Source organism: Pandoraea pnomenusa (genome assembly GCF_040391475.1).
GTDB classification, from domain to species: Bacteria; Pseudomonadota; Gammaproteobacteria; order Burkholderiales; family Burkholderiaceae; genus Pandoraea; species Pandoraea pnomenusa_C.
In genome coordinates, this window is record NZ_JBEBXS010000041.1 from 1 (window position 1) to 26,368 (window position 26,368).

Here is a 26,368-nt window from a genome sequence, read left to right on the forward strand (position 1 = left end):
ACGCGTAGCAAGGGGTTTTTGCTTTGGGCGCTCGATTATTCGCGCGACCTGCATTTCCGGGCACTCTGCATTCAAGTGCGCTTGCTCCGCGCAAATCCTCTGTGGTTTCACTTCCATATCGATCGGGACAGGCCTGCTTCCACGAGGTAACACCAGATCTGCGGACGCTCTGGTATCAACAGGGTCGATTACCGGCGTTGCTGTTGCATCTCCGCAAAGATGTGAAATTCCGCATAGATCGGCAGCCGCTTCTCGCTTAGCATTCGACCACGGGGTTAGTGGCAGTTTGCGGAGCAAAACAAGTGGTGAAAGTGGTGAGTCAGGATCAGGGGCGCGGACAGCGAAGTGTTTGGCGTACGACGGCGAAGTGCGTAGCGGCGGTAGTGGTTATCGGGGGATTGGCCGGCTGTGTGTCGGCACCGTTGGCGCCGAAGCCGGACAATGCCACGACTTCGCTGAGGCAGACTGATATCGCGCCATTGTCCGCGGCCGTGCAGGCTAACGGTCTTCCGCCGCACTGGGAAACGTACCTGGTCACCCGGCAGAAGCGACTCACGCAGTACGAGCAAACCGTCGATAGCGACGGAGTCGTCGTCATGCGGGCAACGGTCGACGGATCCGCCTCCGGCTTGGCGCAAAAGCTCGATGTCCCCGTGTACATGGGGACGAAGCTGACGTGGCGCTGGCGGGCAGACGCCATGCCAGCCAATGCGGACATACGTACAAAGCGTTACGACGATGCACCCGTGCGCATCGCCCTGGCGTTCGACGGCGATCCCGCAAAACTCACCATGCAGGACCACCTCCATCGCGAGTTGGCGCATATGGTCAGTGGCCGCGAGTTGCCGTTCGCGACCCTGATGTACACTTGGGGTGACAATAAATTCGCTCCCGACGACGTCGTCGCGAATCCATATACGGGGCGCATTCGTTCCATCGTCGTCGAGCGAGGGGATGGCCAACTCGGCAAGTGGCAGACGTATTCCCGTGACATCGCCAAGGACTACGAGAAGGCATTCGGAGAGCCGCCGGGGCGCCTGATTGGCATCGCCATCATGAGCGATGGCGACAATACGCAGACGAAGTACACCGCGTGGTATGGCGACATCCGCCTCGAAACTGACGGTATTCCGACGACAACGGCAGCCAAATAGGTTTCTTCAGGCGCGCATTCAAAGCGTCATCAGCAAAAAAAGCCGGCAACTACATCTGCCGGCTTTTTTTGTTGTTGATCCGGATGTCCGGATCGAGGCGTGTTACTTGTTACGTTCGAAATACGTCTCCACGAGCTTCACCCAATAGGTGCCGCCAAGCGGGAGCAGGTCGTCGTTGAAGTCGTAACTGGCGTTGTGCAGATTGCACGGACCGAGGCCGTGGCCACTATCACGGTGCGTACCGTCGCCGTTACCGATGAATACGTAGGCCCCCGGCTTCTCCAGGAGCATGAAGGAGAAGTCCTCCGCGCCCATGGTCGGTTCGACCTTGTCGTTGACGTTCTCGTCTCCCACCAGATCTCGCATGACATCGGCACACAGCGCAGCCATGCCCGGTTCGTTGATCGTCGGCGGATAGTTGCGAAGGAATTCGACTTCTGCCGAGCAACCAAGGCCCTTGGCGACAAACTCGGAGATCTCGCGCAGACGCGATTCGATGAGATCCAGCACCTCGATGGAAAACGTGCGGATCGTACCACCCAGCCATGCCACGTCGGGAACCACATTGGTCGTGTCGCCCGCATGGATCTGGGTGATCGACAGGACAGCCGCATCGATCGGACGCTTATTGCGTGTGATGATGCTCTGCAGCGCCTGTGCGACCTGCACGGCAGCGATCACCGGATCGATCCCGGCGTTCGGAATCCCGGCGTGGGTTCCCTTGCCGCGAAGCGTGATCTTGAACTCGTTGCTGGAGGCCATCATCGGCCCGGGTGTCACGGCGAACGTTCCCGTCGGCACGCCAGGCCAGTTATGCATGCCGAAAACGGCTTCCATCGGGAAGCGTTCGAACAGGCCGTCCTTGATCATTTCGCGCGCACCGCCGCCGCCTTCCTCAGCCGGCTGGAAAATCAGATAGACCGTGCCATCGAAGTTGCGGTGCTTCTGGAGATACTGTGCAGCAGCAAGCAGCATCGCCGTGTGGCCGTCGTGGCCGCAAGCGTGCATCTTGCCCTCGTGCTTCGAAGCGTGCTCAAAGGTGTTCGCTTCATGGATCGGCAGGGCATCCATGTCGGCGCGCAGACCGATGGCACGGTCGCTGCTGCCGTTCTTGATAATGCCCACGAGGCCGGTCGTGCCGAGGCCGCGGTGAATCGGTATGCCCCATTTCGTCAGCGTTTCGGCGACGACGTCGGACGTGCGTTTCTCTTCGAAACACAGTTCCGGATGGGCGTGGATGTCACGTCGGATGGTCTGAATTTCGCCGCGGGCGGCGTCGATTTCTGGGATGAGCTTCATGGCGGGGTTCCTGCGGAGCGCAATGGCTCATCTTACCCTTATTAGCGGGGTCTGACACCTTGGTAGGAAATGTCCGGGCGAAGCCCCGGAATCGTCCGGAAATGGGCGTGAGCGCCCGTGTGGCGGGGCGCCGGGCGAACGAACGTAATACAATATCGCCAGCGTCCCACCATTGCCGGACGCAGTTATTCGGTAGAGAGAGGAGTAGTTTTCATGACGACCAATAGCCACGTCGTTCGGGCCGCATGCCCGCATGACTGTCCCGACACGTGCGCACTGCATGTGACCGTGGAGAACGGCGTCGCGATCAAGGTCCAGGGGGACCCGGACCACCCGACGACCAAGGGCGTCCTGTGCACGAAAGTCGCTCGCTATACCGAACGCACCTATCATCCCGATCGTTTGTTGCACCCGCTCAAGCGGGTGGGTCCAAAGGGAAGCGGGCAATTCGTACAAGTCAGCTGGGATGAGGCGCTCGATGAAATCGCGGCGCGTCTTGGTGCCATTGCCGCGCGCGAGCCGGAGGCGGTGCTCCCATACAGCTATGCCGGAACGATGGGCTTCGTGCAAGGCGAGTCGATGGCCGCCCGCTTCTTCAACAAGTTGGGTGCCTCCGACCTTGACCGCACGATCTGTGCGAGCGCGGGAGCGGCGGGTTTGCGTTATACATACGGCGCGGGCGTTGGCATGCACGTCGAGCATTTCGTCGACAGCAAGTTGATTCTGATCTGGGGCAGCAATCCCATCACGTCGAGCGTGCATTTCTGGGCGATTGCGCAGGAAGCAAAGCGTCGTGGCGCGAAGTTGATCGCGATCGATCCATACCGTTCGCTGACGGCGGAGAAGTGCCATCAGCATATTGCGCTGCTCCCGGGCACGGATGCGGCGCTGGCGCTGGGCATGATGCATGTGCTGATTGCCGAGGATCTGGTCGATCACGAATACATTGCGCGTCATACGGTGGGGTACGCGCAACTCAAGGATCGTGTGCGGCAATACACGCCGTCGCGTGTCGCACGGATCTGCGGTATCAGTGAAGACACGATAGTGACGCTCGCACGTGAATACGCCAGCGCCAAACCTGCGGCGATCCGTTTGAACTACGGCATGCAGCGCGTAAAGGGCGGTGGCCAGGCAACGCGTGCCGTTGCTTGCCTTCCCGCCTTGATCGGCGCCTGGCGCGATCCGGCCGGCGGTTTGCTGATGTCCACCTCCGGCTATGCGCCTGTGGACGCCGTGGCGCAAGCCCGCCCGGACTTGCGCGCGCGTCAGGACAGGCCTGCGCGCATGGTCAACATGAGCGCCATCGGCGACGCGCTGTGCCACCCGGGAGACGCCGCATTCGGCCCGAAGATCGAAGCGCTGGTCGTCTACAACAGCAATCCGGTCGCGGTAGCGCCGGAATCGGGCAAGGTTGCTGCGGGGTTTGGCCGGGAAGATCTTTTCACGGTGGTACTGGAGCATTTCCAGACGGACACGGCCGACTACGCGGACTTCGTGTTGCCGGCAACGACACAGCTCGAGCATCTGGATATCCACAAGGCCTACGGGCACACTTATCTGCTGGCAAACAATCCGGCAATCGCCCCACTCGGCGAAGCGAAACCGAATTCCGAGATATTCCGTTTGCTGGCCGGGCGCATGGGATGGCAGGACGCCTGCTTTTCGGACAGCGACGATCAACTCGCCGAGCAATCGATTCGTTGGAGCGATGCCCGTATGGCGGGCAGTGACTGGGAATCGCTCAAGCGGGATGGCTGGATTCGCTACGACCTGCCGGAAGCGCCATTTGCAAACGGACAGTTCCATACACCCTCGGGCAAGTGCGAGTTCTATTCCGAACGTTTGATGCAAGAGGGCTTCGATCCATTGCCGGATTGGGTACCCCCATACGAATCGGTGGCCAGCAATCCGGAACTGGCGGCGCGCTACCCCTTGGCGATGATTTCACCGCCCGCGCGCAACTTCCTCAATTCAAGCTTCGTAAACGTCGATAGCCTGCGGGCGTCGGTGGGAGAGCCGACACTGGATATTCACCCCGCAGATGCCGCGCTGCGAGGTATTGTGGACGGTGCAGGCGTACGCGTATTCAATGACCGAGGGACGTTGAATGCGAAGGCGAAGGTCACGGAGAAAGCTCGCGAGGGGGTTGTCGTCGGCCTGTCGATCTGGTGGAAAAAGCTCGCGGCAGATGGCAAGAATGCCAACGAAGTCACCAGTCAACAGCTCACCGACCTCGGTCGGGCGCCGACCTTTTACGACTGTCTCGTTGAAGTCGCGCCGGTCTGATCCGGTCGCACCATCTCACCGCCGAGGAGTCCGCGATGCCCGAACCGTCTGCGATGCTCCCGGCATTTTCCGCGCGGCAGGCAGCGATGGCAGCGCGCTCGCGCCTCGCACTCGCGGGCGGACTATTGTTGGCCTGCCTTGGCGGGTGCGGTCAGGTCGGCTATTACGCGCAGTCGATCAATGGCCACTTCACCGTCCTGCATGATGCGCAGCCGGTGACCGATCTGCTTGCCGACCCGTCAATCGATCCGCGCCTGCGCAGCCGGCTTGTCGAGGCCGAACAGATCCGCAGCTATGCGGTGACGGCGTTGGGTGAGCCGGATAACGGTAGCTATCGCAGCTACGCGGATCTCAAGCGACCGTTTGTCGTCTACAACGTCTTCGCGGCCCCGGCGTTGTCGTTGAAGCTGCGGGAGTCCTGCTTGCTGGTGGTCGGATGCGTCGAGTACCGGGGCTACTACTCCAGAGAATCGGCGGAGGCCTACGCGGCCGAACTTCATCGGGATGGCTGGGAGACGTTCGTCGCGGGTATTCCAGCGTACTCGACGTTGGGTTATTTCGATGACCCGCTACTCAATACCTTCATCTATCTGCCACGCGCTGAAGTCGCGCGCATGATCTTTCACGAGCTCGCGCATCAGATCCTGTTCGTTCGTGGCGACACCACCTTCAACGAATCGTTTGCCGTCACGGTCGAGACGGTCGGTGTCAATCGATGGCTCACGTCACACCCCGATGCCGCGATGGAATACGAGCGCTACGACGCGCACCGGCGTCAGTTCCGCATGCTGGTCAACGGGTATCGCAAGCGTCTCGAGGCGCTGTATGACGGGCCGGCGTCGGACGCGGAGAAAGCCGAGAAAAAAGACGCGCTGTTTGCCGGCATGCGGGCAGATTACGATGCACTGAAGGTGTCGTGGGGCGGATACAAGGGCTTCGATCTGTGGTTCGCCACCGATCTGAACAACGCCAAGATCGGCTCGTTCGCAACCTACAATCAGTGGGTTCCGGCATTCATGGCGTTGCTTGCCCAGGAACACGATGACCTGCCCGCGTTCTACGCTGCGGTCAAAGCGCTATCCAAACGGACGGAAACCGAGCGCAATGCGGCGCTGTCCTCGCTTGACGGTACGCCGGCGGCGGCCGCCGCGCGTGCTCTGTTGGACGGGCCGGCGCAAGCGGCGAGGTAAGCCTGACTTGGTCCCGCGACCACGGCGATACCATCCCGCAAATACCGTAGGACCGCCGCTTGCAAGCCGAGGCGAACGAGTCTGGCCTTGCTACGCCAACACTACCCAATCACCGACTTCAAATCGCCGAGAAGCCCATAAAGCTGCTGCTGGCGGTCTTCCGGAAGACGACCAAGACGCTGCTCGATCCATGTCTCATGCGCCCGCGCCATATTGGAAAAGGCCTTCTTGCCGCGCGGCGTGAGCTTGATCAGAAACGCGCGCCGGTCGTTGGCGACGGTTTCGCGCGTCACCCAGCCTTCTTTCTCGAGTTGATCGGTAATGCCGGTGACATTCCCGCCAGTCACCATCATCCGCTTGCTCAACTCGCCCATCTTCAATCCTTCCGGATGCCGGTCTAGCTGCGCGAGCAGATCGAAGCGCGGGAGCGTGCAGTCGAATTCCTGACGAAGCCGTGAGCGAATATCCGTCTCGATCAGATTGGCGCACGTAAGCAGCCGCAACCACAACCGTAGGGCGTCGTGCTCACGATCGTGAGCTCGCGTTTCGAGATCGAGAGAGTCGGAGTCGGCGAGGCTCATGGTTGATGGTGTGAAATTTACAGTATGGAAATTTTAGGTTTGAAATAAACGCGGGGTCAAGCTGGGACTGCTACGAAGCCGGCGTTGCGCCGACTTTCCGATACGCTCGGGTGGCCGTGATCGGTTGACAACGACATTACGGCACCGGAAGAGCCGCGCACGCCTGGCGGCGCGCATAAAAAAAGGGCACCCGAAGGTGCCCTTTCGTCAAAGCCTAAGTGACAGAAGCTGTCAGCTTAGAACTTGTGACGGATACCGGCCGTAACAGCGAACTGGTTCGTGCTGTTCGAGAAGCCCAGGCCGTTCAACGATGCGCCGCCAGGAGCGTCGTTGTTGGCGTGTTGCCACAGACCAACCAGGTACGTGTCCGTGCGCTTCGACAGGAAGTAGTCGACGCCCAGGTTGACTTGGTGGTACTTCGGCGACGTGCCGTTCTTGCTGCCGACCGTGCCGCTGATCGTCGACCACGTGTACGTGTACGAAGCGCCCAGTTGCAGGGCCGGGGTCAGCATGTACTTGCCGTTCAGTTCGACGTTGTCGAACTTCCAGCTGCCGCCACCAACGTACTGGTACGAGCTGTGACCGTAGACCAGACCCAGCGTGGCCGGACCGAAGGCGTACGAACCGCCAACCGATGCGATCCATGCCTTGTCGCTTGCGCCGCCAGCCGTCATGGCCGTCGTTGCATCGCCGTTGCTAGCGATAACGCCCGTGGTGTTGCTGCTCGGCGAGCCGAGGTACAAGTAGCCAGCGCCGAACGACACCGGGCCGTTAGCGTAGCCCAGACCGAACGAGTAAGCGCGGTTGTTCGCGAAGCCCGTGCCGTCCGTACCGTTGTTGGCCGAGTTCGAGAAGCCGTACATACCGCCAGCGCTGAAGCCGCTGTAGTTAGCCGTCGTGTACTTGACCGAGTTGTTCACGCGGAACGAGTTGTTCAAGTTGTCGTTGTCGAACGGGTGAGCACCCGCGAACGTCGACCACTGGCTACCCGAAGCGTACGGGCCAACGAAGTCAACCACGGAGTCGTACTGACGACCGATGGTGAACGTACCAGCCGTTGCGCTGCTCAGGCCAACGTAAGCTTGGCGACCGAACATGCGGCTGTTCTGGCCCAGCGTGCCGCTGCCCAGGTTGAAGCCGTTTTCCAAGACGAAGATCGCCTTCAGGCCGCCACCGAGGTCTTCAGCACCCTTCAGGCCCCAACGCGAACCTTGCAGGTTGCCGTTGGCGAACTGGAAGTTGTGGTTCGTGTTACCCGTGCCAGCCAGGTTGCCACCGGTCTTGCTGACGTATTGCAGGCCAGCGTCGATGATACCGTACAGGGTCACGCTGCTTTGAGCGTGAGCAGCGCCAGCGAATGCGCCGAGCACACCCAGAGCGAGAAGCGACTTTTTCATTGAGTGATCTCCAAAGGATTGTGAGATTTGTTTAACAAGGTCACTAGTGATAACGTCCTTGCTAATCAACTTCGCGAGAAGTTGGACGTAATGTAACAAATTCACTGTGGGCGGCAAAGGAAAAGGCCGGTTTTACGGGGGTTTGCGGCGACCTTTGTTTCGTTTACGCAACAGCCCGAAAACCGGCGTCAGACGGGGCTTTGATGCGTTTGCGCCCGCGCAAGGCACGCCGGGTAAAGGCGCGTATCATCGCCAACGGACGCGAAAGAATCGTCCTGTGTTCCACATGGTGAAAGATTCGAGTGAGTTGAAAGTACGATGTTCTCCGACAGCCTGATTTCCGAACTTGACCGTGGCTTGCGAGCGATCGCGGGTGTCACGCAAGCCTCTCGCCCGACGCCCGTCGCGGCCTCATCCCCTGATAGCGATGTCCCGGTTGGTGACGATGCGCTCTCGCCGCAAGAGCGTCGTCATGTCGCAGGACTCATGCGAGTGAATCATGTGGGCGAGGTCTGCGCGCAGGCGCTCTATCAGGCGCAGAAGCTCGCGACGAAGCGCCCGGAGCTGCGCGCCGCGTTCGAGCATGCGGGCAAGGAGGAAGAAGACCATCTGGCGTGGACGGCGCACCGCCTCTCGGAACTCGGCTCGCGCCCGAGCCTGCTCAATCCGCTGTGGTACGCGGGGGCATTCGCCATCGGCTTCGTTGCGGGTAAGTGCGGCGACAAGGTCAGCCTGGGCTTCATGTCGGAGACCGAACGACAGGTCGAACACCATCTGGACAGCCATCTCGACGACCTGCCGCAGCAGGATTTGCGCTCGCGCGCCATTGTCGATCAGATGCGTCTCGACGAGATCGAGCACGGTCAGGCGGCCCGCGACGCGGGTGGTATAGAATTGCCGGCGCCGGTGCGGCAGGTGATGCGCGCCGCCGCCAAAGTCATGACGACGACGGCCTACTATATATAGAGAGCCTGGAAAGTCCCCGAATCCACGAAAGCGAACGACCGCCCCTCCCCGACTGACCCCATCCCCCATGTCGATCGACCAGCGCGCGAAGCGTGCCAACCGGTCATTGCCCGGTTTCCGGCACGGCGTGAGTGCGCACTACCCGGTATCGATAGTGATGGCGGGCCTCCCGCGAGGCGACGCCCAAAGTTTGAGGTTCCACTTTCACTATCGCAGTTATGTCTTTAATTTTCCTGACAAAATTCCGTTTTCGAGCTTTAGAAACGTGCGCTAAGTCATTGTTCTGTCTGACAAATTCGCTTCCAAAAACGGGTGAAACGCTTGACCGCCCAAACACTCTCCTCTAAAGTGGGAAATAGTGTGAGAAAGTGTATTTTTGTGTGGCGTAGAGCACAAAATCTTTCTCTTTCGGCATGACGGGCAGGCGGACGAAACCTCACGGGAGCGCACGTGTTTCAGGGAGCCTCGGCACTTTCACTGGATGCAAAGGGACGGATGTCGATTCCGGCCCGGCATCGTGACGTGCTGCAGGGCGAAGCTGAAGGCAAGGTGACGATCACCAAGCACCCGGATGGATGTCTGCTGTTGTTCCCGCGTCCCGAATGGGAAATCTTCCGCGGCAAGATCGCCGCACTGCCGATGGACGCGCACTGGTGGCGACGCATCTTCCTGGGCAACGCAGCCGATGTCGAGATGGATTCGGCCGGCCGTGTCCTCGTGGCGCCGGAGTTGCGCGCGGCCGCGGGCATGGACAAGGAAGTCATGCTGCTGGGCATGGGCAGTCACTTTGAACTCTGGGATGCCGCGACTTACGCCGCCAAGGAACAGGCGGCGATGGCGCAAGGCATGCCGGAAGCACTGAAAAACTTCACTTTTTGACAAATCAGGTGGTCCGACGAGCATGGCGCACGCGGTGGAAACGGTAATGCAGCACCGCACGGTCCTGCTAGAGGAGGCCGTGGATGCCTTGCTATGGCGCGACGACGGTGTGTACGTCGACGGCACGTTCGGCCGCGGCGGGCACAGTCGCAGGGTGCTGGAGCGGCTGGGCGCGAAGGGGAGATTGATCGCGTTCGACAAGGATCCCCAAGCGATCGCGGAGGCGGCAAAGATTGCCGATCCGCGATTTTCGATTGAGCACGACAGCTTCGCGACGTTGCGCGAAGCCTTGGCCCGACGCGGTATCGAGAAAGTGTCGGGTGTTTTGCTGGACCTGGGCGTTTCGTCGCCGCAGTTCGACGACCCCGCGCGCGGATTCAGTTTTCGTTTCGATGGCCCCCTCGACATGCGCATGGATCCCACGCGCGGCGAGTCGGCTGCCGACTGGCTGGCCCGAGCAACGCTGGAAGAAATGACGGAGGTCATCAAGGACTATGGGGAAGAACGGTTTGCTTTTCAGATTGCAAAGGCGCTTGTTGCTCGCCGGGCAAACGCCGATCGCCTCGGTCCACTCGTCAGTACACGCGAGCTTGCCGAGATCGTGGCGGGTGCCGTCAAAACCCGTGAGAAGGGCAAGGACCCGGCAACACGTACCTTTCAGGCTCTACGGATTCACGTCAATCAAGAGCTTGCGGACCTGCAGATAGCACTCGATGTGGCGGCCGATGTCCTCGAAACGGGAGGCAGACTCGTGGCGATCAGCTTTCATTCGCTGGAAGACCGTATCGTGAAGCGCTTCGTGCAAGCGCGCACGAGCGCGCCGGCGGTGGATCGTCGCGTGCCTTTGCGCGCCCACGAAATCCCGGAGCCGCCGTTCAAGGCCAGCCGCAAGATCAAGCCGTCCGCCGCCGAGGTGGAAGCCAACCCGCGTGCGCGTTCGGCGATCATGCGGGTCATGGAGCGGGTGTCGACATGAGCCGGCTCAACATTCTTCTGCTCGCGCTGCTCATCGGCTGCGCGCTCTCCCTGATCAACGCCCAGTACCGGGCGCGCGGCACGTTCGTCGAGCTCAATCGCGAGCAGGCGCTCGAGCACCAGCTGCTGCAGGACTGGGACCGTCTTCAATATGAGCAGAGCGCGCAGAGCAAGAGTGCCCGCGTCGAAAGCGTCGCCCGCAGCGACCTGAAGATGCAGGCCGTCTCGCCCGGACGCACGCAATATCTGGCCGCCCCGGCCGGTAGCGCAGGCGCGATGGTGGACGTGCCGGTGCCGACCGCGAGCGCAGCGTCCGCCCCGGCGAGCGGAGGCAAGCGATGATCCGCCGCAAAGACGCCAAGGCCAAGACCAAGGACGTGCAGTTCTCTGCCAGCCCGGTCCTGTCCGTGCGTCTGCCGATGTGGCGCTCGAAGATGCTCGTCTTCGTGATCTTCGGCGCGTTCGCGTCGCTGGTCGCGCGTGCCTTCTGGATTCAGGGGCCGGGCAACGGCTTCTATCAACGTCAGGGCGAGAGCCGTTACGAACGCACACTGGAGATGTCCGCCACGCGCGGCAAAGTGTTCGACCGTAACGGTCAGGTGCTGGCCACCAGCCTGCCCGTCAAGGCGATCTGGGCGATTCCGGAAGATGTGCCCGACGACGTCTCACAGCAGAAGGTGCGTCAGTTGGCGCGCCTGCTCGAGATGGGCGAACCGGACCTGCGCCGCAAGCTCAATCAGGAAAAGAGCTTCGTCTATGTGAAGCGTCAGGTGCTGCCTGATGTCGCCAAGCAGGTGGCCGATCTGGACATTCCCGGGGTTTATCAGCGCAAGGAATACAAGCGCTTCTATCCGGAAGGCGAGATCGCGGCGCACGTCGTGGGCTTCACCAACGTCGAGGACATTGGCCAGGAAGGCGTCGAGTTGTCGATGCAGAAGGACCTGGCGGCCACGCCGGGCAGTCGTCGCGTGATCAAGGACCGTCTGGGACGCGTCGTCGAGGATCTCGACATCCTGGCGCAGCCGCGTGACGGCCACGACATCACGCTGTCGATCGACAGCAAGATCCAGTTCCTCACCTATAGCGAACTCAAGGACGCCATCGAGCGCACCGGCGCGAAAGCCGGTAGCGCCGTGGTACTCGACGTGCGCACGGGCGAGGTGCTCGCGCTCGCCAACCTGCCCACGTACAACCCGAACAACCGCACGAACCTGACCGGCGCACAGTTGCGCAACCGCGTGATCACCGACACGTTCGAGCCCGGTTCGATCATGAAGCCGATCACCATCGCGGCCGCGATGGAGAACGGTTACGTCAAGCCCACGTCGACGGTGATGACCACCGGTCGCGCCAACTTCTTCGGCGCGAACATCACGGATACGCACGACTACGGTCTGCTCACCGTGGCCGGGGTGATTCAGAAGTCGAGCAACATCGGCACCGCCAAGATCGCGCTGCAGATGAAGTCGCAGGAAATGTGGGACATGTTTACCAGCGTCGGTCTGGGTCAGGCGCCGAAAATCGGCTTCCCCGGCGCTGTCGCGGGACGCCTGCGTCCCGCCAAGAGCTGGCGCCCGATCGAGCAGGCGACGATGGGGTACGGCTATGGTCTGTCGGCCTCGCTGATCCAACTGGCTCGTGCCTACACCGTGTTCGCCCACGACGGCGAACTGCTGCCGATCTCCATCTACAAGACGGACGGCAGCGTGGTGAAGGGCACGCCGGTGATCTCGCCGAACACGGCGCGCGAAGTGCGCAAGATGCTGGAGATGGTGACATCGCCCGGCGGCACGGCGACGCGCGCCCAGGTGGTGGGCTACCGCGTCGGCGGCAAGACCGGCACGGCGTACAAGCAATCGGGCAAGGGATACGACAAGAGCAAGTACCGTGCGTCGTTCGTCGGCATGGCGCCGATGTCCGAGCCGCGCATCATCGTGGCGGTTACGCTCGACGAGCCGGGCCGCGGTTCGCACTATGGCGGTGTGGCCGCCGGTCCGGCGTTCGCCTCGATCGTGGGCGGCACGTTGCGGGCGCTGAACGTGGTGCCGGATTCGCCGGTGACGAAGCTCGTCGTGAGCGACAAGGTGGAGGAGAGCGAGCCATGGGCACCGTGACCCCGACGCCGCAGAACCCCGCCACGCTCGGCATGATCGCCAACGCGACCGAGCGCGCCACGCTCGCGCAAGCCTGGGACTGGCTGCGCCGCACGGTGCCGGCCGGTGCCACGCTGCACGCCGACAGCCGTCGCGTGACGCCGGGTGACGTGTTCGTGGCTTACGCCGTCAAGGGCGCCGACAGCCGCGGCTTCATCGCCGACGCCGTCGAGCGCGGCGCTGCCGCCGTGGTGTGGCAGAGCGACGACTTTACCTGGCCGGCATCGCTGGCCAGTCTCGCCAATGTGCCGCAATTCGGGGTGTCGCGACTCGACTGGCTCGCGGGCCCGTTGGCGGCGCTTTGGTACGGCGAGCCGAGCGTCGGCATGACGATGTTCGGCGTGACGGGCACGAATGGCAAGACGTCGTGCAGTCAATGGCTGGCGCAACTGGTGTCGAAGGCCGGCACGCGCAGCGCGGTGATCGGCACGCTGGGTAGCGGCTTCCCGGGACACCTGGAGGTGACCGGCTTCACCACGCCCGATGCCGTCCAGTTGCAACGCAGCCTGGCTGACCTGCGCGCTCAGGGCGCCGCAGCAGTGGCGATGGAAGTGTCGTCGCACGGTCTCTATCAGGGGCGCGTGAGCGGCGTAGCCTTCGACATCGCCATCTTCACCAATCTGACGCAGGACCACCTCGACTACCACGGCACGATGGCCGAGTACGAGGCGGCCAAGACGAAACTGTTCGACTGGCCGGGCCTGAAGGCCGCTGTCATCAATCGCGACGACGCGATGGGGCAGCGCCTGCTGGCGCGTCTGGCCGGCAAGACGCCGGTGATCGAGTACGGCATTCACGGCGATGCCAAGTCAAAGCACGGCAATCGCGTGCTGCGCGCCGAGGACATTCGCGCGACGACCGCCGGCACGCGCTTCACGCTGCATATCGACGACCAGAGCCAGCAGATCACGGTGCCGCTCATCGGCGAATTCAACGTGAGCAATGCGCTCGCCGTGTTCGGCGCGGCGCTCGCTGCCGGTGTGCCGCAAGACGTGGCAATCGCGGCGATTGCGACGCTCACGCCGGTCTCGGGCCGCATGGAGCAGATCGGTCAGCCGGGTCAGCCGCTGGTCGTCATCGATTACGCACACACCCCCGACGCGCTCGACAAGACGCTCGACGCACTGCGCCCGGTGGCGACGGCGCGCGGCGGCAAGCTCGTGTGCGTGTTCGGCTGCGGCGGTGACCGCGATGCGGGCAAGCGTCCGCAGATGGGCGCGGTGGCCGAGCGTCTGGCCGACGCCGTCGTGCTGACGAGCGACAACCCCCGTACCGAGGTGCCGGCCGAGATCATGGCGCAGATTGCCGCCGGTCTTGCGCAGCCCGACGCCGCGCGCCGCATCGAAGACCGGGCGAGCGCGATCCTGCAGGCCGTTCGCGGCGCGCAGGCGGCCGACGTGGTGCTCATCGCCGGCAAGGGACACGAAAGTACACAGGAAATCATGGGTAAGAAGCGGCCGTTCTCCGATCAGGAGCACGCGCGTCTGGCACTCGCCGCGCGTGCGACGACTGTGCGCGGAGGTGGCGAATGACGATGTGGAACCTGAGCGATGCACAGGCAGCGGTGACCGATTCGCGAGTCACGGGTGCGGCGTCGACGTCGTTTGCCCGCATCGTCACGGACAGTCGTTCGGTCCAGCCGGGCGATCTCTTCGTGGCGATCAAGGGCGAGCGTTTCGACGCGCACGACTTTCTGGCCGACGTGGCGCGCGCCGGCGCAGCCGCCGTGGTCGCATCGCGTGTGCCGGAAGGTTTCGAGACGCCGGCACTGATCGTGCCGGACACGCGCATCGCACTGGGTGAGCTGGCCGCCGCATGGCGCCGTCGCTTTGCGATTCCCGTGGTGGCCGTCACCGGCAGTAACGGCAAGACCACCGTGAAGGAAATGATCTCGGCGATCTTCGCCGAGGCGGTGGGGGCCGACGCGCGTCTGGCGACTGCCGGTAATTTCAACAACGACATTGGCCTGCCGCTCACGCTGTTCCGCCTGAAGACGGGCGATCGTCTGGCCGTGCTCGAACTGGGCATGAATCACCCGGGCGAGACGGCGTATCTGGCGAAGATCGCGCAGCCGACGGTGGCCGTCATCAACAACGCGCAGCGCGAGCATCAGGAATTCATGGTGAGCGTGGCGGCGGTGGCTGAAGAGCACTCGGCCGTGCTGGCGGCGCTCGCCGACGACGGCGTGGCAGTGTTCCCGGCCGAGAGCGAATTCGCACCGATGTGGCGCGAGATCGCGGGCAAGCGCCGCGTGCTCGACTTCGCACTCGATTCACGTGCAGCGGTTTCCGGCCGCTACGACGTGGCCACGCGCGTGCTGCGAGTGGCATCGCCTGCGGGCGAGTTTTCGCTCACGTTGCCGCTGCTCGGCGAGCACAACGCGCGCAATGCGTTGGCCGCGATCGCGTGTGCGTTGGGCGCGCATGTCGATATTGGTTCGATTGTTCGGGCACTCGAAGCGTTTTCCGCCGTCAAAGGCCGTCTTCAGGTGTCGACGCTCTCCAGGGGACCGCTCGCCGGTGTCACGCTGATCGACGACACCTATAATGCGAACCCCGATTCGGTCCGGGCCGCTATCGACGTACTCGCTCAGACGCCCGCACCGCGGGTTCTGGTTCTGGGCGACATGGGTGAAGTCGGTGACAACGGGCCGGAATATCACCGCGAAGTCGGCGAGTACGCCGCACAGCGCGGTATCGACCGTCTGCTGGCGATGGGCGAACTGGCGCGTGAAAGCGTTGGCGCGTTCGGCGTGGGCGGCGAGCATTTTTCGAACGTGGACGATGTCGCCCCTCTCGTGGCCGAGCTGAATGCCACGCTGAGTGCGCCGGCCACGGTGTTGGTGAAGGGAAGCCGCTTCATGCGGATGGAGCGCGTGCTGGAACAACTGCGCGCTACGAGTGAAAGCGGGGGCGGCAACGCCCCGGCCAAGTGATAAAGGATTGATGGAATGTTGCTGACGTTGGCGCAATGGCTGCAAGCGGATGCGAGCTATTTGCGCGTGTTCAACTACCTGACGTTTCGGGCCGTGATGGCAAGCCTCACGGCGCTGGTGATCGGGCTCTCGTTCGGGCCGATGGTCATCCGCAAGCTGGCCGAAATGAAGGTGGGTCAGGCCGTGCGTACCGACGGCCCGCAGACTCACCTCGTGAAGTCGGGTACGCCCACGATGGGCGGCGTGCTGATTCTGATCGGCATTACCGTCGCCACGCTGCTTTGGGCGGATCTGAGCAACCGTTTCATCTGGATCGTGCTGACCGTCACGCTGGGCTTCGGCATCATCGGCTGGATCGACGACTACCGGAAGGTCGTCTACAAGGACCCGCGCGGCATGTCGTCGCGCGAGAAGTATTTCTGGCAATCGCTGATCGGCCTGTTCGCCGCGATCTACCTGGCGTTCTCGGTCTCCGAGACGAGCAACCTGAAGGTCTTCGAGCTGTTCATCAGCTGGGTGCGCAACGGCTTCCCGCTGGATCTGCCGCCGAAGGCGGACTTCATCGTGCCGTTCTTCAAGACGATGAGCTACCCGCTGGGCGTGTTCGGCTTCATCGCGCTCACGTACTTTGTCATCGTCGGCTCGTCCAACGCCGTTAACCTCACCGACGGCCTCGATGGCCTGGTCATCATGCCGGTCGTGCTGGTCGGCGCGGCGCTCGGCGTGTTCGCTTATGTAATGGGCAACGTCGTGTACTCGAAGTACCTGCTGTTCCCGCACATCGCGGGGGCGGGCGAGCTGCTCGTGTTCTGCTCGGCCATGTCGGGCGCGGGGCTCGCGTTCTTATGGTTCAACACGCACCCGGCACAGGTGTTCATGGGCGACGTGGGCGCGCTGGCGCTCGGCGGCGCGCTCGGCACGGTGGCCGTGATCGTGCGTCAGGAAGTCGTGCTCTTCGTGATGGGCGGCGTGTTCGTCGCGGAGACGCTGTCGGTCATGCTGCAGGTGACGTGGTTCAAGTACACCAAACGACGTTTCGGAGAAGGGCGGCGCATCTTCAAGATGGCACCGCTGCATCACCACTTCGAACTGTCGGGATGGAAGGAAACGCAGGTGGTGGTTCGCTTCTGGATCATCACGCTGATGCTGGTGTTGATCGGTCTGTCGACGCTCAAACTGCGCTGACCGGGTCGAAAAACGGCGATCGCGAGCACTTGCGATGTCGCTGTTTTGAAGTGAAGGACTAAAGGTAGGGCCGCTCGCGCCGATAGCGGTATATCGGTGTCATCGAAGCGATGCATTCGTAGGTTGTTTGAATCGATAAAGGAAAAGAGCGAAGTGTTCGGCGAGAAGTTTGGTGAATCCTGGCAACCGCGTGTCCTGATCCTGGGTCTGGGAGAGTCCGGCCTGGCGATGGCGCGTTGGTGCGCGCGTTACGGCTGCCGCGTACGTGCGGCCGACACGCGCTTTGCGTCGTCGGAGACACCCCCGAACCTTGCCACGCTGCGCGCTGACGCGCCGCAGGCCGAATTCGTCGGCGGCAAGTTCGCTGACCAGATCGACGCGCTGCTCGACGATATCGAACTCATCGGCATCAGCCCGGGGCTGTCGCCGCTCGCGCCCGACATGGCGGGTCTGCTCGCCGAAGCGGCCGAGCGTGGCGTGCCCGTGTGGGGGGAAATCGAGTTCTTCGCGCAGGCGCTGCGTCACATGCAGTCGACGAGCGGCTACGCACCGAAGGTGCTCGCCATCACCGGCACGAACGGCAAGACCACGACCACGAGCCTGACGGGACTGCTGTGCCGTCGCGCGGGCAAGCGCACGGCCGTGGCGGGCAATATCAGCCCCACGGCGCTCGACCGTCTGAGCGAGTGCATCGCCGACGCCACGCTGCCGGATGTCTGGGTGCTCGAACTCTCGAGCTTCCAGCTCGAGACCTCGCATTCCCTTGCGCCCGACGCGGCCGCGATTCTCAATATCACGCAGGATCATCTGGACTGGCACGGCGACATGGACGCCTACGCCAACGCCAAGGCCCGCATTTTCGGTCCGCAGACGGTGCGTGTGCTCAACCGCGACGACGCTCGCGTGATCGCCTGCGCGTCTCCCGAAGCCAGTGTCGTGACCTTCGGCACGGGCAAGCCCGACGCGGTGGGCGACTTCGGTCTCGAGATGGAAGGCGGCATGTGGTGGCTGGTCGAAGGCTTCACGCGCGAGGACGCGCCGCCTGCACCGAAGCGCCGCAAGGCTGGCGCCGTGGAAGCGGCGGTCGAAGTGTTCGGCAAGCGTCTGATGCCGGCCGACGCCCTGCGCATTCGCGGACAGCACAACGCGGCGAACGCCCTGGCGGCGCTTGCCCTCGCACGCGCCATCGATCTGCCGATGGCGAAGCTGCTGCACGGCCTGCGCGAGTATCCGGGCGAGCCGCATCGCGTGCAACTGATCGGCACGATCAACGAAGTCGAGTTCTACGACGACAGCAAGGGCACCAATGTCGGCGCAACCGTGGCGGCAATCACCGGGCTGCAGAAGACGCTGGTGCTGATCGCCGGCGGCGACGGCAAGGGGCAGGACTTCTCGCCGCTGGCCAACCCGGTGGCGCATCACGCGCGTGCCGTGCTGCTGATCGGGCGCGACGCGCCGATCCTGCGCGAGGCGCTGACCGACACCGGCGTCGAACTGATCGACGTCGCGACGCTCGAAGACGCCACGCGCGAGGCCGCGAAGCTGGCCCAGTCCGGCGACGCCGTGCTGTTGTCGCCGGCGTGCGCGAGCCTCGACATGTTCCGCAACTACGAGCATCGCGCGCAGGTGTTTCGCGACACCGTGGTTGATCTGGCCGCCGACGCGGGGGTGATGCTATGAACCGTATCAAGTCGTTCTTCAGCAAGAAGCGTCAGGCGGGTTTCGCCGGTGCCGGTACGGCCACGGCGCCGGGCGCGGCCACGCAGGCGGCCAACCGCACGCTCGGCAGCATCAAGCCGACGCGCTCGCGCATGCTCGAGTACGACCACGCGCTCATGTGGGTGGTGATCTCGCTGCTGTCGCTGGGGCTGGTGATGGTGTATTCGGCATCGGTGGCGTTGCCCGATTCACCGAAATACAGCGGCTACTCGACCTACCACTTCCTCGGCCGTCACATCGTGTCGCTCACGATCGGGCTCGTCGCGGCGGCCATCACGTTCCGGATTCCGGTCAAGACGCTCGACAAGCTCGCGCCCAAGGTCTTCCTGCTGGCGCTGGTCCTGCTGGTGATCGTGCTGATCCCGCACGTGGGCAAGGGCGTGAACGGCTCGAAGCGCTGGATTCCGTTCGGCGTGCTCAACCTCCAGCCGTCGGAAATCATGAAGCTTGCGGTCACGCTGTACGCCGCGAACTACACCGTGCGAAAACAGGAATTCATGCAGAGCTTCGGCAAGGGCTTCCTGCCGATGGGCATTGCCGTGGTGTTCGTCGGCATGCTGCTGCTGCTCGAGCCGGACATGGGCGCGTTCATGGTGGTGGCGGCCATCGCGATGGGCATTCTCTTCCTCGGCGGTGTGAACGGACGCCTGTTCGGCGGGCTCGCACTCACGGCCGTGGGCACCTTCGCCATGCTGATCTGGCTCTCGCCGTGGCGTCGTGAGCGGATCTTCGCGTACCTCGATCCGTGGCGCGAAGACTACGCGCTCGGCAAGGCGTATCAGTTGACGCACTCGCTCATTGCGTTCGGACGCGGCGAATGGACCGGTGTGGGCTTGGGCGGGAGCATCGAAAAGCTGCACTACCTGCCCGAAGCGCATACCGACTTCATTCTCGCGGTGATCGGCGAGGAATTCGGCTTCGTGGGCGTGGTGGTGGTCATCCTGCTCTTCTACTGGCTGGTGCGCCGCGCGTTCGAGATCGGTCGTCAGGCGCTGGCACTGGAGCGCACGTTCGCCGGCCTGCTGGCCAAGGGCGTGGGCGTGTGGATCGGTGCGCAGACCTTCATCAACATGGGCGTGAATCTGGGCCTGCTGCCGACCAAGGGGCTCACGCTGCCGCTGGTCAGTTACGGCGGCTCGGGCATCTTGCTCAACTGTGTGGCCGTGGCGATTCTGCTGCGGGTGGATTACGAGAACCGCGTGCTGATGCGGGGAGGCAAAGTATGACCGAGCGCGCTACCGCGATGCCGGCACCGGAAACGAAGACACGCACGCTGCTGGTCATGGCCGGCGGCACGGGCGGTCACGTCTTCCCGGGGCTCGCGGTCGCCAACTTCCTGCGTGTGCAGGGGTGGCGCGTGGTGTGGCTTGGCAATCCGGCCGGCATGGAAGCGACGCTCGTGCCGAAGTACGACATTCCGATGGAATTCGTGAAGTTCGGCGGGTTGCGCGGCAAGGGCCTGATGACGAAGCTCTTGCTGCCGCTCAATCTGCTGCGTGCCTTCTGGCAGAGCCTGGGGGCGATTCGCCGCGCCAAGCCCAATGTGGTGCTCGGCATGGGCGGTTACATCACGTTCCCGGCGGGCATGATGGCGTCGCTGCTGGGGCGTCCGCTCGTGTTGCACGAGCAGAACTCGGTGGCGGGCATGGCGAACAAGGTGCTCGCGCGCGTGGCCGACAAGGTGCTGCTGGCGTTCCCCGACACCATCGCCGGTGGCGAGTGGGTCGGCAACCCGATTCGCGCCGACTTCGACGACATGGCGTCGCCTGCCGAGCGGTATCAGGCCCGCACGGGGCCGCTGCGCATCCTGGTGGTGGGCGGCAGTCTGGGAGCGACGGTGCTTAACGAGATCGTGCCGAAGGCGCTGGCGAAGCTGCCGCGCGAGGATCGTCCGCAAGTCACGCATCAGGCGGGCGTCAAACATATTCAGACGCTGCAGGCGAACTACGCCGCAGCGGGGGTGACGGTCGAAGCGGTGCCGTTCATCGACAACATGGTCGCGGCCTACGCCGGGGCGGATCTGGTGATCTGCCGGGCGGGTGCGATGACGGTGGCCGAAGTGGCTGCGGCAGGGGTGGCGGCGTTGTTCGTGCCGTTCCCGCACGCGGTCGACGACCATCAGACAACGAATGCGCGTTTCCTCGCCGACAAGGGCGCGGCAACGCTGATCGACCAGCGCGAGCTGTCGGTCGAGACCCTGGCCGAGTGGCTGCGCCGTCAAACGCGCGAATCGCTGCTCGCGATGGGAGAGAAAGCCAGGGCGCTCGCGAAGCCGGACGCCACCGAACAAGTGGCGCGCGTGTGCGCGGCTCTGGCCAAGGATTGAAATGAAACACATCGTCAAACACATTCACTTCGTCGGCATTGGCGGCTCGGGCATGAGCGGCATTGCCGAGGTGTTGCTTAACCTGGGCTATCAGGTGAGCGGCTCCGATCTTGGCGACAACGCGGTCACGCAGCGTCTGGCCGGCCTCGGTGCGCGCATTGCACGCGGCCATGCAGCCGAACATATCGACGGCGCCGACGCCATCGTCGTGTCCACGGCCATCACGGCCGATAACCCGGAAGTGCTCGCGGGCCGGGCGCGTCAGATTCCCATCGTGCCGCGCGCGCTGATGCTCGCGGAGCTCATGCGCCTGAAGCAGGGCGTTGCGATTGCCGGCACACACGGCAAGACGACCACCACGAGCCTCGTGGCGAGCGTGCTCGCGCAGGGCGGGCTGGACCCGACCTTCGTGATCGGTGGCCGCCTGAACAGCGCCGGGGCCAATGCCAAGCTCGGCACGGGTGACTTCATCGTGGTCGAGGCCGACGAATCGGACGCCTCGTTCCTGAACCTGAATCCGGTCATCGAAGTCATTACGAACATCGATGCCGATCACATGGATACGTATGGCCACGACTTCGCGCGTCTGAAGCAGTCGTTCGTGGCTTTCACGCAGCGCCTGCCGTTCTACGGGATTGCCGTGCTGTGCGTGGACGATCCGAACGTGCGCGAGATCCTGCCGTTCGTGTCGAAGCCGATCGTGCGTTACGGTCTGTCGGACGACGCGCAGGTGCGCGCCATCGACGTGCGTGCCGACGGCGGCCAGATGCGCTTCACCGTATTGCGCCAGTTCGGTGCGGGTGCGGCACCGCTGGACATTACGCTGAACCTGCCGGGTGAGCACAACGTGCGCAACGCGCTCGCGGCCATTGCCATCGCGACGGAACTCGAAGTGCCGGACGCTGCCATTCAACAGGCGCTCGCCGAGTTCAACGGTGTGGGCCGTCGCTTCCAGCGTTACGGCGAAATCGCGCTGCCCAAGGCGAGCGGCGGCGGTTCGTTCACGTTGATCGACGACTACGGGCATCACCCGGTCGAGATGGCTGCCACGCTCGCGGCTGCACGCGGGGCATTCCCGGGGCGCCGTATCGTGCTGGCGTTCCAGCCCCATCGCTACACGCGCACCCGCGATTGCTTCGAAGACTTCGTGAAAGTGCTTTCGGATGCCGACGCCGTGGTGCTGGGCGAAGTGTATTCGGCCGGTGAGGCGCCCATCGTGGCTGCCGACGGCCGTTCGCTCTCCCGCGCGTTGCGTGTGGCGGGCAAGGTAGAACCGGTTTTCGTGGAAGACGTTGCGCAACTACCCGACGTCATTCTGCAAGTTGCCCGAGCGGGCGACGTCGTAATCACCATGGGTGCCGGCTCCATCGGCGCGGTGCCCGGCAAGTTGCAAGTTCAGCAAGGAGTTTGACGTGAGTGCATTCGATCCGAAACGTTTCGGCAAGGTTGGCGTCCTGATGGGTGGACGCTCGGCCGAGCGTCAGATCTCGCTGATCTCGGGCAATGGTGTGCTCGAGGCACTGCGCTCGCGTGGCGTGGATGCGCATGGGTTCGATACCGGCATGCACGACCTGGCCGCGCTCGCCGCGCAGAAGTTCGACCGCGTGTTCATCGCACTGCATGGCCGTTACGGTGAAGACGGCACGCTGCAAGGCGCGCTCGAACACCTCGGCGTGCCGTACACGGGCAGCGGCGTGCTGGCTTCCGCGCTGGCGATGGACAAGGAGATGACCAAGCGCGTGTGGATCAACGAAGGGTTGTCCACGCCGCGCTTCACGATGCTCAATGCCGACAGCGATTTCGACGCCGTGGCACGCGATCTCGGCTTGCCGCTGATCGTCAAGCCGTCGCGCGAAGGGTCGACCATCGGACTCACGAAGGTGACCGAGGCGTCGCAGTTGAAGGCCGCCTACGAGAAGGCCGCCGCGCTCGATCCGGACGTGCTCGCCGAGGAGTTCATCGACGGCGACGAACTGACCGTGCCGGTGCTCGGCGTGGGCACGAAGGGTGCGGCCGCCGCGCGTGCGCTGCCGGTGATCCGTATCGTCGCGCCGGACGCGAACTACGACTACCAGAACAAGTATTTCAAGGACGACACGCGCTACGAATGCCCGCCGCCGTTGTCGGTGTCGTTGCAGGAGGAAGTGCAGCGCCTCGTGTTGCGCGCCTACCTCGTGCTGGGCTGCCGCGGTTGGGCACGCGCCGACGTGATGCTGCGCAAGCGTGACAACAAGCCGTACCTGTTGGAGATCAATACGTCGCCGGGCATGACCGGCCACTCGCTGGTGCCGATCTCGGCGCGGGCGGCGGGCCTGTCGTATGAAGACCTGGTGGTTGAAATTCTGGCAACTGCGACGCTCGATCTGCATCCGAACGCGCAGTGGAAACCCGAGTAAGACATTGAACGCGTTGAAGAACGCCCTGATACGGAAAGCAAATCGCCATGTGGCACAACGTACGCCTGCTCAACGCCATCGCGAGTGCGCTCGTCGCACTCGTCGTGCTGGCGGCGCTCGCGGCGGGCGGCCATTGGTTGATCCAGCGGCCGGTCTTCACGCTCAAGGCGATCCAGATCGATGGGGACGTGTCTCACATCAATGGTCCGACCTTGCGCGCGAATGCCGTCTCGCGGCTCAAGGGCAACTTCTTCACGATCGATCTGGACGCCACGCGAGCGGCGTTCGAAGCGGTGCCCTGGGTGCGTCATGCGAGCGTGCGGCGTGTCTGGCCGAACCAGCTCGCGGTGACGATCGAGGAGTACAAGCCGCTGGCCACGTGGAACGACGGCCGTCTGGTGAGTGTGGACGGCGAGCTCTTCGCGGCCAACCTGGCGGAAGCCGAGGACGAGGGCAAGCTGCCCGAGTTCGCGGGGCCGCCGGGCAGCGAGAAAGATGTCACGGCGCGGTACTACGACTTCGTGAAGTGGTTCGCGCCGCTGAACATGAAACCCGAGGCGATCGCGCTGTCGAATCGCTACGCGTGGAGCGTGCGACTCGCAGGGGGCGTGCAACTGGCGTTGGGACGGGAGCGAACCCCCGAGACCCTCGCTACGCGCAGCCGACGTTTCGTACAGGCGTATCCGCAAGTTGCGGCGCGCTGGGGGAATCAGATCGAGTATGCCGATCTGCGGTACCCGAACGGTTTTGCAGTGCGTGCTGCGGGCATGCGCTTCTTGAGCGAGGAACAGGCCAAGAAGCTTGCCACGGCACCGGTGCAGAAGCGGGATTCGCAGAAGCCGGCAGCGAAACCTGCCGCGCCGGCCAAGCGAAGCCAGTGAGACTTCAGGACTTACACACGCTATGAGCAAAGATTACAAGGATCTGTTGGTCGCCCTGGATATCGGCACGTCGAAAGTCGTGGCGGTGGTGGCCGAGCTGCGCCCTGAAGGCCGCTATGAAGTGATTGGCCTCGGCCAGAGTGAATCGCGCGGCCTGAAAAAGGGCGTCGTGGTGAACATCGAGGCCACGGTGCAGTCCATTCAGCGTGCGCTCGAAGAAGCCGAGCTGATGGCCGACTGCAAGATCACCAACGTGTTCACGGGCATTGCCGGCAGCCACATCCGCAGCTTCAACTCGAGCGGCATGGTGGCGATCAAGGACAAGGAAGTGACGCAGGCCGATGTGGCGCGCGTCATCGAGACGGCCAAGGCGATCAACATCCCGACCGATCAGCAGGTGCTGCATATCCTCACGCAGGAATTCATCATCGACGGTCAGGAAGACGTGCGCGAGCCGATCGGCATGAGCGGCATCCGTCTCGAAGTGAAGGTCCATATCGTGACCGGCGCCGTGTCGGCTGCGCAGAACATCGTGAAGTGCGTGCGCCGCTGCGGCCTCGAAGTGAACGATCTGATTTTGCAGCCGCTCGCGTCGAGCATCTCGGTGCTCACCGAAGACGAGAAGGAACTGGGCGTGGTGCTGATCGACATCGGCGGCGGCACGACCGATATCGCGATCTTCAGCGAAGGCGCGATTCGTCACACGGCGGTGATTCCGATCGCCGGCGACCAGATCACGAGCGATATCGCGATGGCCGTGCGCACGCCGACACCGGATGCCGAAGACATCAAGATTCAACACGGCATCGCCAAGCAGTCGCTGGCCGATCCGGACGAAATGATCGAAGTGCCGGGGCTGGGCGAGCGCGGTCCGCGCACGCTCTCGCGTCAGGCGCTGGCGGCGGTGATCGAGCCGCGCGTCGAAGAACTGTTCTCGCTCGTGCAGCAGGTGGTGCGCGAGTCGGGTTACGAAGAACTGCTGTCCTCGGGCATCGTGCTCACCGGCGGCGCGGCAATGATGCCGGGCATGGTCGAGCTGGGCGAGGACATCTTCCTCAAGCCGGTGCGCATTGGCGTGCCGGAGTATGCCGGCGGTCTGGCCGACGTGGTGCGCAGCCCGCGCTACGCCACGGCGATGGGCCTGCTGCTCGAAGGACGATCCCAGCGCATGCGCGGCCGCAAGGTCGCCGTGCAGTCGGGGCAAGCGAACCAGGTCTGGACGCGGATGCGCGACTGGTTCTTCAGCAATTTCTAATGCAGTTTTTTGAGGGGTGTGGATTCGGCATTGACATCACGCGAGGCTTACCCGAGCAACACGTGCCCTGCGATACCGGATCTGCTTTTATGTCACTGGAGGCGCTATGAACTTCGAAATGTTGGAAACGGAAACCAACGGCACCATCATCAAGGTGGTGGGTGTTGGTGGCGCTGGCGGCAATGCCGTTCAGCACATGATCAACCGTGGTGTGCAAGGCGTGGAATTCATCGCCATGAACACCGACGCGCAGGCCCTGGGCCGCTCGCAGGCCAGCGTGAACATTCAGCTCGGCAAGACCGGCCTGGGTGCTGGCGCGAAGCCGGAAATGGGCCGCTCGGCCGCGGAAGAGGCGCGTGAGCGCGTGGCCGACGCACTGCGTGGCTCGCACATGGTGTTCATTACCGCCGGCATGGGCGGCGGCACGGGCACGGGCGCAGCCCCGGTCGTGGCGCAGATCGCCAAGGAAATGGGCATTCTGACCGTGGGCGTGGTCTCGAAGCCGTTCGAGTTCGAAGGCGGCAAGCGCATGCGTGTGGCCGAGACGGGCGCGCAGGAACTGGAAGACAACGTCGACTCGCTCATCGTCGTGCTCAACGACAAGCTGTTCGAAGTCATGGGCGACGACGCCGAGATGGACAAGTGCTTCCAGTGCGCCGACGACGTGCTGCATAACGCCGTGGCCGGTATCGCCGAAATCATCAACGTCGACGGTCTCGTGAACGTCGACTTTGAAGACGTGAAGACGGTGATGGGCGAGCAGGGCAAGGCGATGATGGGCACGGCGA

General features: G+C 63.4%; 22 protein-coding genes. 19 read left to right on the top strand and 3 right to left on the bottom strand.

Annotation, left to right across the window (positions count from 1 at the left end; genetic code table 11):
• The first annotated feature begins 302 nt into the window (after nt 1-302).
• Nucleotides 303-1,154, top strand: coding sequence for a DUF3047 domain-containing protein (locus tag ABWO90_RS24345; RefSeq protein ID WP_353193787.1), 852 nt, complete (start codon nt 303-305; stop codon nt 1,152-1,154).
• Between the two features lie 102 nt (nt 1,155-1,256).
• Here the strand turns inward: ABWO90_RS24345 and ABWO90_RS24350 are convergent, their stop codons facing one another.
• Nucleotides 1,257-2,453 (bottom strand): M20 aminoacylase family protein, encoded by a 1,197-nt coding sequence (locus tag ABWO90_RS24350; protein WP_353193788.1) that lies wholly within the window; start codon nt 2,451-2,453, stop codon nt 1,257-1,259.
• Between the two features lie 213 nt (nt 2,454-2,666).
• Here ABWO90_RS24350 and ABWO90_RS24355 point away from each other — a divergent pair, with 213 nt between their 5' ends.
• Both ABWO90_RS24355 and ABWO90_RS24360 read left to right on the top strand, forming a co-directional pair.
• Nucleotides 2,667-4,742 carry a molybdopterin-containing oxidoreductase family protein gene (locus ABWO90_RS24355; RefSeq protein ID WP_353193789.1) on the top strand — a complete coding sequence of 692 codons (2,076 nt, stop codon included), beginning with the start codon at nt 2,667-2,669 and terminating at the stop codon, nt 4,740-4,742.
• 53 nt (nt 4,743-4,795) lie between these two features.
• Nucleotides 4,796-5,932, top strand: a complete 1,137-nt coding sequence (locus ABWO90_RS24360; protein WP_502922697.1) for an aminopeptidase — start codon at nt 4,796-4,798, stop codon at nt 5,930-5,932.
• A 101-nt stretch (nt 5,933-6,033) separates the two neighbouring features.
• Here the strand turns inward: ABWO90_RS24360 and ABWO90_RS24365 are convergent, their stop codons facing one another.
• Both ABWO90_RS24365 and ABWO90_RS24370 read right to left on the bottom strand, forming a co-directional pair.
• A complete protein-coding gene (locus ABWO90_RS24365) occupies nt 6,034-6,513 on the bottom strand; it encodes a MarR family winged helix-turn-helix transcriptional regulator (RefSeq protein ID WP_353193791.1) in 480 nt (159 codons plus the stop codon).
• Between the two features lie 236 nt (nt 6,514-6,749).
• A complete protein-coding gene (locus ABWO90_RS24370) occupies nt 6,750-7,910 on the bottom strand; it encodes a porin (protein ID WP_353193792.1) in 1,161 nt (386 codons plus the stop codon).
• Nucleotides 7,911-8,228: 318 nt separating this feature from the next.
• On the opposite strand from ABWO90_RS24370, the gene coq7 reads away from it, so the two are divergent.
• The 16 genes from coq7 to ftsZ form a co-directional block, all read left to right on the top strand.
• Nucleotides 8,229-8,876 carry a 2-polyprenyl-3-methyl-6-methoxy-1,4-benzoquinone monooxygenase gene (coq7, locus tag ABWO90_RS24375; protein ID WP_353193793.1) on the top strand — a complete coding sequence of 216 codons (648 nt, stop codon included), beginning with the start codon at nt 8,229-8,231 and terminating at the stop codon, nt 8,874-8,876.
• Nucleotides 8,877-9,326: 450 nt separating this feature from the next.
• Nucleotides 9,327-9,755, top strand: a complete 429-nt coding sequence (mraZ, locus tag ABWO90_RS24380) for a division/cell wall cluster transcriptional repressor MraZ (RefSeq protein ID WP_039406026.1) — start codon at nt 9,327-9,329, stop codon at nt 9,753-9,755.
• Between the two features lie 22 nt (nt 9,756-9,777).
• Entirely contained in the window at nt 9,778-10,731 is a 954-nt protein-coding gene (gene rsmH, locus ABWO90_RS24385; RefSeq protein ID WP_353193794.1) for a 16S rRNA (cytosine(1402)-N(4))-methyltransferase RsmH, read from the top strand.
• Nucleotides 10,728-11,072 carry a cell division protein FtsL gene (gene ftsL / locus ABWO90_RS24390; protein ID WP_353193795.1) on the top strand — a complete coding sequence of 115 codons (345 nt, stop codon included), beginning with the start codon at nt 10,728-10,730 and terminating at the stop codon, nt 11,070-11,072. Before rsmH ends, ftsL begins: the two co-directional genes overlap by 4 nt.
• On the top strand, nt 11,069-12,844 hold the full coding sequence (locus ABWO90_RS24395; protein ID WP_353193796.1) for a peptidoglycan D,D-transpeptidase FtsI family protein: 1,776 nt from the start codon (nt 11,069-11,071) through the stop codon (nt 12,842-12,844). Before ftsL ends, ABWO90_RS24395 begins: the two co-directional genes overlap by 4 nt.
• Nucleotides 12,845-12,876: 32 nt before the next feature.
• Nucleotides 12,877-14,415: a UDP-N-acetylmuramoyl-L-alanyl-D-glutamate--2,6-diaminopimelate ligase gene (locus ABWO90_RS24400; RefSeq protein ID WP_353193805.1), complete on the top strand. Its 1,539-nt coding sequence runs from the start codon at nt 12,877-12,879 to the stop codon at nt 14,413-14,415.
• Complete coding sequence (locus ABWO90_RS24405) at nt 14,412-15,818, top strand: UDP-N-acetylmuramoyl-tripeptide--D-alanyl-D-alanine ligase (RefSeq protein WP_353193797.1); 1,407 nt, start codon at nt 14,412-14,414, stop codon at nt 15,816-15,818. The genes ABWO90_RS24400 and ABWO90_RS24405 overlap by 4 nt, the downstream gene beginning before the upstream one ends.
• Before the next feature lie 15 nt (nt 15,819-15,833).
• Nucleotides 15,834-17,003, top strand: a complete 1,170-nt coding sequence (mraY, locus tag ABWO90_RS24410) for a phospho-N-acetylmuramoyl-pentapeptide-transferase (protein ID WP_353193798.1) — start codon at nt 15,834-15,836, stop codon at nt 17,001-17,003.
• Between the two features lie 153 nt (nt 17,004-17,156).
• Entirely contained in the window at nt 17,157-18,683 is a 1,527-nt protein-coding gene (gene murD / locus ABWO90_RS24415; protein ID WP_353193806.1) for a UDP-N-acetylmuramoyl-L-alanine--D-glutamate ligase, read from the top strand.
• Nucleotides 18,680-19,948, top strand: coding sequence for a putative lipid II flippase FtsW (gene ftsW / locus ABWO90_RS24420; protein WP_353193799.1), 1,269 nt, complete (start codon nt 18,680-18,682; stop codon nt 19,946-19,948). The genes murD and ftsW overlap by 4 nt, the downstream gene beginning before the upstream one ends.
• The gene (gene murG / locus ABWO90_RS24425) at nt 19,945-21,048 is read left to right on the top strand and encodes an undecaprenyldiphospho-muramoylpentapeptide beta-N-acetylglucosaminyltransferase (RefSeq protein ID WP_353193800.1); all 1,104 of its coding nucleotides are present in this window, start codon (nt 19,945-19,947) and stop codon (nt 21,046-21,048) included. Before ftsW ends, murG begins: the two co-directional genes overlap by 4 nt.
• A 1-nt stretch (nt 21,049) precedes the next feature.
• A complete protein-coding gene (gene murC, locus ABWO90_RS24430; protein ID WP_353193801.1) occupies nt 21,050-22,459 on the top strand; it encodes a UDP-N-acetylmuramate--L-alanine ligase in 1,410 nt (469 codons plus the stop codon).
• A 1-nt stretch (nt 22,460) separates the two neighbouring features.
• Nucleotides 22,461-23,444: a D-alanine--D-alanine ligase gene (locus ABWO90_RS24435; RefSeq protein WP_353193802.1), complete on the top strand. Its 984-nt coding sequence runs from the start codon at nt 22,461-22,463 to the stop codon at nt 23,442-23,444.
• Between the two features lie 47 nt (nt 23,445-23,491).
• On the top strand, nt 23,492-24,325 hold the full coding sequence (locus tag ABWO90_RS24440) for a cell division protein FtsQ/DivIB (protein WP_353193803.1): 834 nt from the start codon (nt 23,492-23,494) through the stop codon (nt 24,323-24,325).
• Between the two features lie 22 nt (nt 24,326-24,347).
• Nucleotides 24,348-25,580 (top strand): cell division protein FtsA, encoded by a 1,233-nt coding sequence (gene ftsA, locus ABWO90_RS24445; RefSeq protein ID WP_010806905.1) that lies wholly within the window; start codon nt 24,348-24,350, stop codon nt 25,578-25,580.
• A gap of 106 nt (nt 25,581-25,686) precedes the next feature.
• A partial coding sequence (gene ftsZ / locus ABWO90_RS24450; protein ID WP_353193804.1) for a cell division protein FtsZ occupies nt 25,687-26,368 on the top strand: 682 nt, incomplete at its 3' end.